The organism is Streptococcus gwangjuensis (genome assembly GCF_028156745.1).
Taxonomy (GTDB): Bacteria; Bacillota; Bacilli; order Lactobacillales; family Streptococcaceae; genus Streptococcus; species Streptococcus gwangjuense_A.
On sequence record NZ_JAODJG010000023.1, the window covers coordinates 1 to 4,326 of the forward strand.

The following is a 4,326-nucleotide window of genomic DNA, read 5'->3' on the forward strand; positions in this document are numbered from 1 at the left end:
TAATAAGAAAACACGATTCGAGCTAGCTTACTTTCTGGTTCAGTAATGTCGAAGTAGTCGTTCGCTTCTTTATTGAACACAATATCTTTTATGGCTTGGGCTTGAGCAACAAGTGTAGCTTTGCCTCCTTTAAAATCTGGTGCCTTGGACAATTGTTCCTCAAAGAAAGCAATATCTTGCGCATCTTGAAGATGAATGGAAACTGTTAATAGTTCAAAGCTTGATATTAAAAACGCAGGGGTTCTGAATCTCTTCCAAATTTTTTTCAAATCATATTTGGACATATTTTCCTTGGCAGCTTGAAAATCTCCTTTTAAATAAGCCACTCGACCTTGGATAATTTGGTAATTCTCACGATATGTTGCCCTAAAGGGCTTAATAGATTTTTCTGATTGAACTCTTAACATGTCTTCATATAGCTTAAGATCAATAGAATCGTGTAACACTAGAACAATAACTTTGCTTAGGACAAAACGTAGGTATAAGATCCAGATGATTAGAAGCCACATTAGTGAAACAAAAATCAGCCCGAAAATTTTTGTAGCAGGTTGATAAACTAAAAAAACTCCTATGGCTCCAATAGATATTGATACAACTGCACTAATTTGAATAATAGTCTCAATTTGTAGAAGAATATTCTCTGTCGCCCTACTTACTATTTTTTTAATTAATTTCATATATTACTCTCATTTCACTGATTCTAAATATTTTTTCGCTTCCTGAACATAAAAGAGTTCTGGATTTTCATGGGCAATGCTTTCAAACAAACTTCGGGCACGAGCCTCATCTCCTTTTAGCTGAGCATTGAGAGCTCCGTAATAAGAGAACATGATTCGAGCTAATTTATTTTCTGGTTCGGTGGTGTCGAAGTAGCCTGTAACTTCTCCATTAAGTATTTTTGATACTGGTTCAATTAAATCCAACATTCTATTTTTATCAATTCTTTTAATTTTTTCCCAATCATAAGAAACTAAAAGTTTAGAAATTTCATCCGTCTCCCTTAAATGAAGGTATGATAATGATTCTATAAATACGATGTTTAGTTCATAAATACGTTTCAAATTCAATTTAGAACTTTTAACTCTTATTCGTTCAGCATATTGGATTGCCTCACTAAAATTCCCTTGATAGAAAGCACACCTAGCTAAACCCAGATTTAAGGCATTTAAATTCCCTGTTTTATTATCAGGCCGCCTTTCATAAGTTTCAGTTAAAAGAGAAATATATTTTATAAAATTCACTTGCTCGTATAAAATAACTTCTGCAACGTGATTTACTAAAAAATGAGTTATTACAACGATAATAGTCAGTAATGTTAGAAATATGAGCAATAATGTAGTAACGACGGTTGATTTTACGAATAATAAACTAATTGCTGTTGCAACAATTGTCCAACGTAGATAAAATAAAATAAAAACCTCCAGTATACTGCAGATTCGAATTGATGACCAATTCGAGATATTCTTAGAAATATTATCTAACATAAAAAACTCCTATAAAAAATTACAAACTAATTTATACAAACAAACTAGCTAAATAAGCTAGTAAAGCACCTCCAGCTGTGACAAGTTCCCCGCCAAAGAAGAATGCAGTCGCTACTACAACTCCAATTACTACTTCCTTAGGATGCTCTACAACCCAATTAAAAGCAATACCAACTACCTCACCAGTTGTATTAAAAATTTGAGTGAGATGATCTATCGTTCTTACCCCCGTCTCATTAGTAGTTTTAACTGTTGCGTAGTCTTGTTTGACCTGGTTATGTTCTTTCACATAGGTGACGTACGGTAAGAACTTATATCAGTTTTATCTTTCTAAATAGCTCTTCGCTTCCTGAACATGGAAAAGCTCTGAGTTTTCATGTGCTATACTTTCAAACAAACTACGGGCACGCTCTTCATCTCCTTTTAGCTGTGCATTGAGAGCGCCGTAATAAGAAAACATGATTCGAGCTAGCTTACTTTCTGGTTCAGTAATGTCAAAGTAGTCGTTTGCTTCTTTATTGAATACAATATCTTTTATTGCTTGGGCTTGAGCAACAAGTTTAGCTTTGCCTCCTTTAAGATCTGGTGCCTTGGACAATTGTTCCTCAAAGAAAGCAATATCTTGCGCATCTTGAAGATGAATGGAAACTTTTAATAGTTCAAAGTTTGATATTAAAAACACATGGTTTCTGAATCTCTTCCAAATTTTCTTCAAATCATATTTGGACATGTTTTCCTTAGCTGATTGAAAATCTCCTTTTAGATAAGCCACTTGACCTTGGATAAATTGGTAATACTCACGATATGTTGCTCTAAAGGGCTTAATAGATTTTTCTGATTGAACTCTGAACATGTCTACATAGAGCTTAAGATTAATAGAATCGTTTAACACTAAATCAATAACTTTTCTAGATACAAATCTTAAATAAAATACAAAGCCGAGAACTAAAAAGACAATAACTAATAATATGAATCCCAATATTTCCAAATTGCTTTGAAATACTAAGCATACTGCCATCACATCCAAAACAAGTCCAATAATTGAGCAAATTAGAATAGTCCTATCAAGTTGTAAAAGAGTGTTTTCTGTCGCCCTACTTACTATTTTTTTTACTAATTTCATATGTTAATCTCTTACTCCTCTGCTCCTAAATATTTCTTCGCTTCCTGAACACAAAAGAGTTATGGATTTTCATGGGCGATACTTTCAAACAAACTACAAGCACGAGCTTCATCTCCTTTTAGCTGGGCATTGAGAGCGCCGTAATAAGAAAACATGATTCGAGCTAACTTATTTTCTGGTTTGGTGGTGTCGAAGTAGTCGTTTGATTTTTTATTTAAAACAAGATCCTCTATAGCTTTTATTATGTTTATTACATTCGTCTTCCTAATAACCTGAGAATTTGTTCGAACTTTTAATGTAGCTAACATATCAATTTGGTGCGAAATTTCCTCTGTCTTATCAGCATGGATTAGAGAAAGAATCTTAAAGTAAGTTGTGGATAATTCGATTTCAAATTTCTTATTAAAATTTTTATCCTCAAAATTTATTCGTTCCAAATTATCAAGTGTTTCTTCAAACTTTCCTTGGTAGTATGACGATTGGGCAATAGCTAGTAAATAATTTGCATTATTGAACAGTTGTTGAGACTTGACTGAGTGTTCAGCTACATAACGATAATAACTTATGTGCTTGTCGAAATTAATATCTGTCAAAAAGATATTATCTACAGCTAATTTAACCAGTTTATTGTTTAATGAAATCAATGTCTCAAACCCAAAACATACTACCGTATAAGTAATGAATTTCATAAAATTCATTTCCCCACCTTTAAATAATTCAACAACCATGCCTATAAATGATAGGCAAACTATAGGAATTAAGCAAATGTATACTATTTTTGTCAAATTATATAATTTGGGAATTTCAAATCTAGATATTTTCAACGAATAGTTATTTATTATCTCTTTCACCATTATCCTCCATTGTAGAACTTAAATATAAGAAGTCGATCGCAATTACTAGAATCGCTATCAAGACTCCAAAGCCAAATGTAGATGCACTAACTGTATCACCATTAATTAAAGTACCAATAACAAAAACTGTAGCAACTACCTCTTTCCCCAGTTTTAAACCTATTCTCCATGATATACCTTCCACAATCCTGTCTCGTTAGTAAATTCAACTGTTGCGTAGTCTTGTTTGATCTGATTACTCTCTTTTACTTAATTTAAACGAAAGGTACTAGGAAACATTATTACTTCCTAAATATTTCTTCGCTTCCTGAACATAAAAGAGTTCTGGATTTTCATGGGCGATACTTTCAAACAAACTTCGGGCACGAGCTTCATCTCCTTTTAATTGGGCATTGAGAGCGCCGTAATAAGAAAACACGATTCGAGCTAGCTTACTTTCTGGTTCAGTAATGTCGAAGTAGTCGTTCGCTTCTTTATTGAACACAATATCTTTTATGGCTTGGGCTTGAGCAACAAGTGTAGCTTTGCCTCCTTTAAAATCTGGTGCCTTGGACAATTGTTCCTCAAAGAAAGCAATATCTTGCGCATCTTGAAGATGAATGGAAACTGTTAATAGTTCAAAGCTTGATATTAAAAACGCAGGGGTTCTGAATCTCTTCCAAATTTTTTTCAAATCATATTTGGACATATTTTCCTTGGCAGCTTGAAAATCTCCTTTTAAATAAGCCACTCGACCTTGGATAATTTGGTAATTCTCACGATATGTTGCCCTAAAGGGCTTAATAGATTTTTCTGATTGAACTCTTAACATGTCTTCATATAGCTTAAGATCAATAGAATCGTGTAACACTAGAACAATAACTTT

General features: G+C 33.2%; 7 protein-coding genes. All 7 read right to left on the reverse strand.

From position 1 onward, the window contains the following. Positions 1 to 677: hypothetical protein (locus N5909_RS01400; RefSeq protein ID WP_271630686.1), on the reverse strand; the 677-nt coding region annotated here is incomplete at its 3' end. A gap of 9 nt (positions 678 to 686) precedes the next feature. Beyond that, on the reverse strand, positions 687 to 1,484 hold the full coding sequence (locus N5909_RS01405) for a hypothetical protein (protein ID WP_033681694.1): 798 nt from the start codon (positions 1,482 to 1,484) through the stop codon (positions 687 to 689). A gap of 31 nt (positions 1,485 to 1,515) precedes the next feature. After that, a complete protein-coding gene (locus N5909_RS01410; protein WP_033681693.1) occupies positions 1,516 to 1,773 on the reverse strand; it encodes a hypothetical protein in 258 nt (85 codons plus the stop codon). A gap of 33 nt (positions 1,774 to 1,806) precedes the next feature. Then, a complete protein-coding gene (locus tag N5909_RS01415) occupies positions 1,807 to 2,607 on the reverse strand; it encodes a hypothetical protein (protein WP_271630687.1) in 801 nt (266 codons plus the stop codon). A gap of 59 nt (positions 2,608 to 2,666) precedes the next feature. Continuing rightward, entirely contained in the window at positions 2,667 to 3,461 is a 795-nt protein-coding gene (locus tag N5909_RS01420; RefSeq protein ID WP_051736440.1) for a hypothetical protein, read from the reverse strand. Next, entirely contained in the window at positions 3,439 to 3,645 is a 207-nt protein-coding gene (locus N5909_RS01425; RefSeq protein ID WP_033681691.1) for a hypothetical protein, read from the reverse strand. Before N5909_RS01425 ends, N5909_RS01420 begins: the two co-directional genes overlap by 23 nt. Positions 3,646 to 3,729: 84 nt before the next feature. After that, positions 3,730 to 4,326 (reverse strand): hypothetical protein (locus N5909_RS01430; protein ID WP_271630689.1); only part of this gene is annotated, 597 nt, incomplete at its 5' end.